3 protein-coding genes and 2 pseudogenes are annotated in these 4690 nt (G+C 41.2%); 2 read left to right on the forward strand and 3 right to left on the reverse strand.

Annotation, left to right across the window (positions count from 1 at the left end):
- From PN470_RS14210 to PN470_RS14220, 3 genes and pseudogenes are all read right to left on the reverse strand, one after another.
- Positions 1-278: pseudogene (locus PN470_RS14210) on the reverse strand (IS4 family transposase); the annotation flags it as partial.
- 437 nt (positions 279-715) lie between these two features.
- Positions 716-1171, reverse strand: a complete 456-nt coding sequence (locus tag PN470_RS14215) for a hypothetical protein (protein WP_272104719.1) — start codon at positions 1169-1171, stop codon at positions 716-718.
- A 5-nt stretch (positions 1172-1176) separates the two neighbouring features.
- The gene (locus PN470_RS14220) at positions 1177-1665 is read right to left on the reverse strand and encodes a hypothetical protein (protein ID WP_002733480.1); all 489 of its coding nucleotides are present in this window, start codon (positions 1663-1665) and stop codon (positions 1177-1179) included.
- 192 nt (positions 1666-1857) lie between these two features.
- Between PN470_RS14220 and uvrB the strand changes: the two genes are divergently transcribed.
- Both uvrB and PN470_RS14230 read left to right on the forward strand, forming a co-directional pair.
- The gene (gene uvrB, locus PN470_RS14225; RefSeq protein ID WP_016515323.1) at positions 1858-3861 is read left to right on the forward strand and encodes an excinuclease ABC subunit UvrB; all 2004 of its coding nucleotides are present in this window, start codon (positions 1858-1860) and stop codon (positions 3859-3861) included.
- Between the two features lie 4 nt (positions 3862-3865).
- Positions 3866-4684: pseudogene (locus PN470_RS14230) on the forward strand (flagellar assembly protein H); the annotation flags it as partial.
- Between the last annotated feature and the right edge of the window lie 6 nt (positions 4685-4690).

Raw genomic sequence — 4690 nt, forward strand, 5'->3', positions numbered from 1 at the left:
GGTCTTGTGACATATTTTTGGATTCCCATATCCTTAATTTTTTTACCTTGTAGTGTGGCACTTGTATAGGCGATAGCTATAACAATTATCAGCTTTGATAGGTATTGCGGTGCTAATTGAGAACCTTCTAAGCTATAGACTCCCGACTTAAAATCTCGAAACATATCCCCAATATCAAATCTTTTTTGATCGGCAATTATTGCCGTCTCTAAATCTCCAAAGTTAGTCAGAATATACCAAGGTTCTTTTGTTTGAAAACCCCAGTAGTTTTTTTCCACTTACCCGCTAAGTTAAACTGGACAAATCCCTGCTCTTTTGTAATATTGACATCCTTCAAAAATAGTTTAGTTCCTGGACTTAAATCTAAGGCTCTCATTTCTTGATAAATTCCTTCTTTTGTCTTGACATTTGTACTTTTTTTTTGTCTTAAACAAAAGTATAAACTCTGCTTCTGAAGCCACTTTCCAAGACTGACCGAGCAAAATTCTCTATCTCCTAACACCACTATTTTATGACCTGATAGCACGGTCAATATTTTCGCCAATACTCGCTGCTGTTCTTCGAGATTACTACTTCCTTTTTTATCTAATATCTACCAATATATTGGCATGGCTTTTTTGTTATAAATCAAACTCACCATCAAGATATTTATTGCTCCCCAACTCGTCCAGTCTATGGCTATGGCAATATATACTAATCCTTTTATTGTGAATCTCTACTGCTGTTTTAATATCTCTTTTAGGCAGGGAAACCAGATTTTTTCAATATTCAGAATTTCCAGCTTTAAAAATCTTTTTAGTTTTTTTCTCCGACTCTCAAACAGGATTGGTATTGGTAGTGCTTCTGCTAATATCTCTAACTTAGCTTGCTTTAGTATTTGCAAGGTTACAACTATTATTAACAACAGTAGATATCCGGCTCGCCCCAGTTCATTCTCTAAGACTTTCTGGTATTGTAAAGTATGAAGCGATCGAATCTGGTAATATTGCTGCGGTGCTAAAACTGAAGCATCGTAGGTAAGATTTAATAATCCGAAACCACAAAAAACCACTATTAGAAACGAGACAATTAAGAACAATTTTTGCTTAAACAGCATCGGGATTAAAAACGGTGAGCTAAAAAAAATAAATTCCCCGTCCGGGACAGGGAAAAAATCTATCTTGATCAACAAAACAATTAATCCAAAAATCCCATTAAAGTTTCGGGATCATCGATTTCATTGGAAGCAACGGGACGATTACCCATGACTGTATAAGTTTCGCTAATGTGCAGATGACTGAGAGCAATCGGACGATTGCCAGAAATCGCTAGAGTGCTGCTAACTTCCATACCACTAGAGCCGACAGGACGCAATCCACCGACGGAAGAATAGGTACTAACCACTTTCAGATGGCTAACTTCTACGGGACGGCCCCCGGGTAACATTTCATCTTCCGTGAAGTGAAGATGGCTAGTACCAACAGGACGATTTTCGGGTAAGCGATGTTCGGGTTGATAGAATTTTAAGGCTTTGGAAGCCGATTCAGCGTTGTTTTTCACCGAAAGGGCGACCACTTCTTTATCTTTGGCGGTTTTAGCCGTAGTAGCTTTACCGCGTGTGCTGGTCTTTTCTTCTGTAGTTGCTGGGGTTTGAGTCCCGTTCGTTTCTAGATTTTCCACCGTCATAACCTGATACTCCTTTCCGTTAATAGCTTCGGAGAAACGATAAGATTTAAGTTTAGGGTATTCTCGAAGACTTTTAATCTTTTTTTAAAATCCTCTCTAATATTAAGATACATCTTTCTTTCCCCAAAACCCTATCAGTGTTGGTAATTTGATTGATAATTTATTTTGCCTGTTCTCTACACCTAGCCGCTAATGACCGCTTTTCAACTACAAGCACCCTTTCAACCCACCGGGGATCAACCGGCAGCGATCGATAAATTAGTAGATTCCCTGCAAAACCAGCATCGTTTCCAAACCCTCTTGGGGGCAACTGGCACCGGCAAAACCTTCACCATTGCCGCTGTGATCGAGAAAATCGGCAGGCCTACCCTTGTCCTAGCCCATAATAAGACCTTGGCTGCCCAATTATGTAACGAATTGCGGCAATTTTTCCCCAATAACGCCGTGGAATACTTTATCAGCTATTACGACTACTATCAACCGGAGGCTTATATTCCTGTCAGCGATACCTACATCGAAAAGAGTTCTTCAATTAATGATGAGATCGATATGCTGCGCCATTCAGCCACGCGCTCGCTGTTTGAACGCAGGGATGTGATCGTCGTCGCTTCCATTAGTTGTATTTATGGTTTGGGAATGCCGGCGGAATACCTGAAAGCGGCGATTTCCTTAACAGTTGGTCAAGAGTTCGACCAAAGGCAATTATTACGGGCCTTGGTGTCAGTGCAGTACAATCGCAATGATTTGGAGTTAACTCGCGGCCGTTTTCGTCTCAAGGGCGATATTTTGGAAATTGTTCCCGCTTACGAGGATCGGGTTATTAAAATTGATTTTTTTGGCGATGAGATTGAAAGTATTCGTTATCTCGATCCCCTGACGGGGGAAGTTTTGCAAAAATTAGAGCGAGTTAGTATTTATCCGGCCCGTCACTTTGTTACCCCGGAGGAACGTTTAGAGGTGGCCTGTCGGGATATTAAAACCGAGTTAGATAACCGTTTATTGGAGTTAGAAAAAGCGGGCAAATTACTGGAAGCGCAACGTTTGGATCAACGGACTCGTTATGATTTAGAAATGTTGCAGGAAGTGGGTTATTGTAACGGAGTAGAAAATTATTCGCGGCATTTAGCGGGTAGGTTAGCGGGGGAACCGCCGGAATGTTTGGTGGATTATTTTCCTCAAAATTGGTTATTAGTTGTGGATGAATCTCATGTCAGTGTGCCGCAGATTCGCGGAATGTATAATGGCGATCAATCACGAAAAAAAGTTTTGATCGATCACGGGTTTCGTTTACCCAGTGCTGCGGATAATCGTCCTTTGAAGTCGGAAGAATTTTGGCAGAAAGTTAATCAATGTATTTTTGTTTCGGCCACTCCAGGAGATTGGGAATTAGAACAGTCAGAAAATCACATTGTTGAACAAATTATCCGACCGACGGGAGTTTTAGACCCAGAGATTTTTGTGCGACCAACCGAGGGACAAGTGGATGATTTATTAGGGGAAATTAAGGAGCGAGTGCGGTTAAATGAACGGGTTTTGATTACCACTTTAACCAAACGCATGGCCGAAGATTTAACCGAATACTTGCAAGAAAGGGGAATTAAAGTTAGATATCTACATTCAGAAATTCAATCAATTCAACGGATTGAAATTATCCAAGACCTTCGAGAAGGGGTCTTTGACGTGCTGATCGGGGTGAATTTGCTTCGCGAGGGGTTAGACCTGCCGGAAGTGTCTCTAGTAGCGATTTTAGACGCAGATAAGGAAGGATTTTTAAGGGCTACCCGCTCTTTAATTCAAACTATTGGCCGGGCTGCTCGTCATATTCGCGGTCAGGCAATTCTTTACGGAGATAATCTCACTGATAGTATGATTAATGCGATCGAAGAAACTAAGAGACGGCGAGCTATTCAAGAGGAATATAACCAAAAACATGGGATTATTCCGCAACCGATTGTTAAAAGGTCGAGTAATTCAATTTTGGCTTTTCTGGATATTTCCCGTCGTCTCAATTCCCAACAATTAGAGCAGGTTTATGAGAATATAGAAGAACTTTCTTTAGAACAAATTCCCGAATTAATTCAACAACTAGAAGCGCAAATGAAAGAAGCGGCGAAAAATCTAGAATTCGAGGCAGCGGCTAAATATCGTGATCGGATTAAGCAATTGCGAGATAAATTATTAAATCACGTTAGATAAACCTATGACTAGATTTATTCATGACCAGTTTGCTAAAGATTATCTCGAAGAATTATTATCTTCTCTGGGAGAAGTAAAATCGGCACGGGTTGTACGAGGAGAAGCACGAGAAATCGATGTCTGGTTTTCACCCCAGATGCTCGATAATAATCCGAGAGAACTGCTAGGATTACTGGGAAAAATGGCGATTAATCCCTGTTTATTTGAACCCTTTCGCAATCCTGTCACTGCTACAGAAATTAGGACTTGTCTGTTAAAACTGTTGGAAGTGGAAGGAGAAATTAATCGTCGAGCAAATCGTCAGAAAACGAATGTTAACGATGGAGAAATCCCCCGTCTCTGGATTTTGACTCCCACCGCTTCCTCGCAACTGTTAGAAGGATTCGGAGCTAAATTAGATGAGGAGAATTGGGGGGAAGGTATCTATTTTTTGGCTCCCTCTTTACGCACGGCAATCACCGTTATCCATCAATTACCCCCAACAGAAGCAACTCTCTGGTTAAGAATTTTAGGCCGGGGAAAAGTACAAGCAAGGGCGATCGATGAGCTAGAATCGTTACCAGAGGATCATCCTTTTCGGGTAAATGCTCTAGAATTATTATTAAACTTGAGAACTTCTTTAACTAACGATCAAGAGCTTGAACAGGAGGACAGAGAGTTAATTATGAGATTATCACCTTTATACACTTCCCGTCTTCAGGAAGAACTGGATGCTGGCCGTCAACAGGGTCTTCAACAGGGTCTTCAACAGGGTCTTCAACAGGGTCTTCAACAGGGTCTTCAACAGGGTCTTCAACAGGGTCTTCAACAGGGTCTTCAACAGTGAGAA

Source organism: Microcystis sp. CS-574, from assembly GCF_028329095.1.
In the GTDB taxonomy this organism is placed as follows: Bacteria; Cyanobacteriota; Cyanobacteriia; order Cyanobacteriales; family Microcystaceae; genus Microcystis; species Microcystis ichthyoblabe_A.

Coding starts and splice junctions, on each gene's coding strand:
- PN470_RS14220 (WP_002733480.1), bottom strand. CDS start 1,665: ATGACGGTGGAAAATCTAGAAACGAACGGGACTCAAACCCCAGCAACT.
- uvrB (WP_016515323.1), top strand. CDS start 1,858: ATGACCGCTTTTCAACTACAAGCACCCTTTCAACCCACCGGGGATCAA.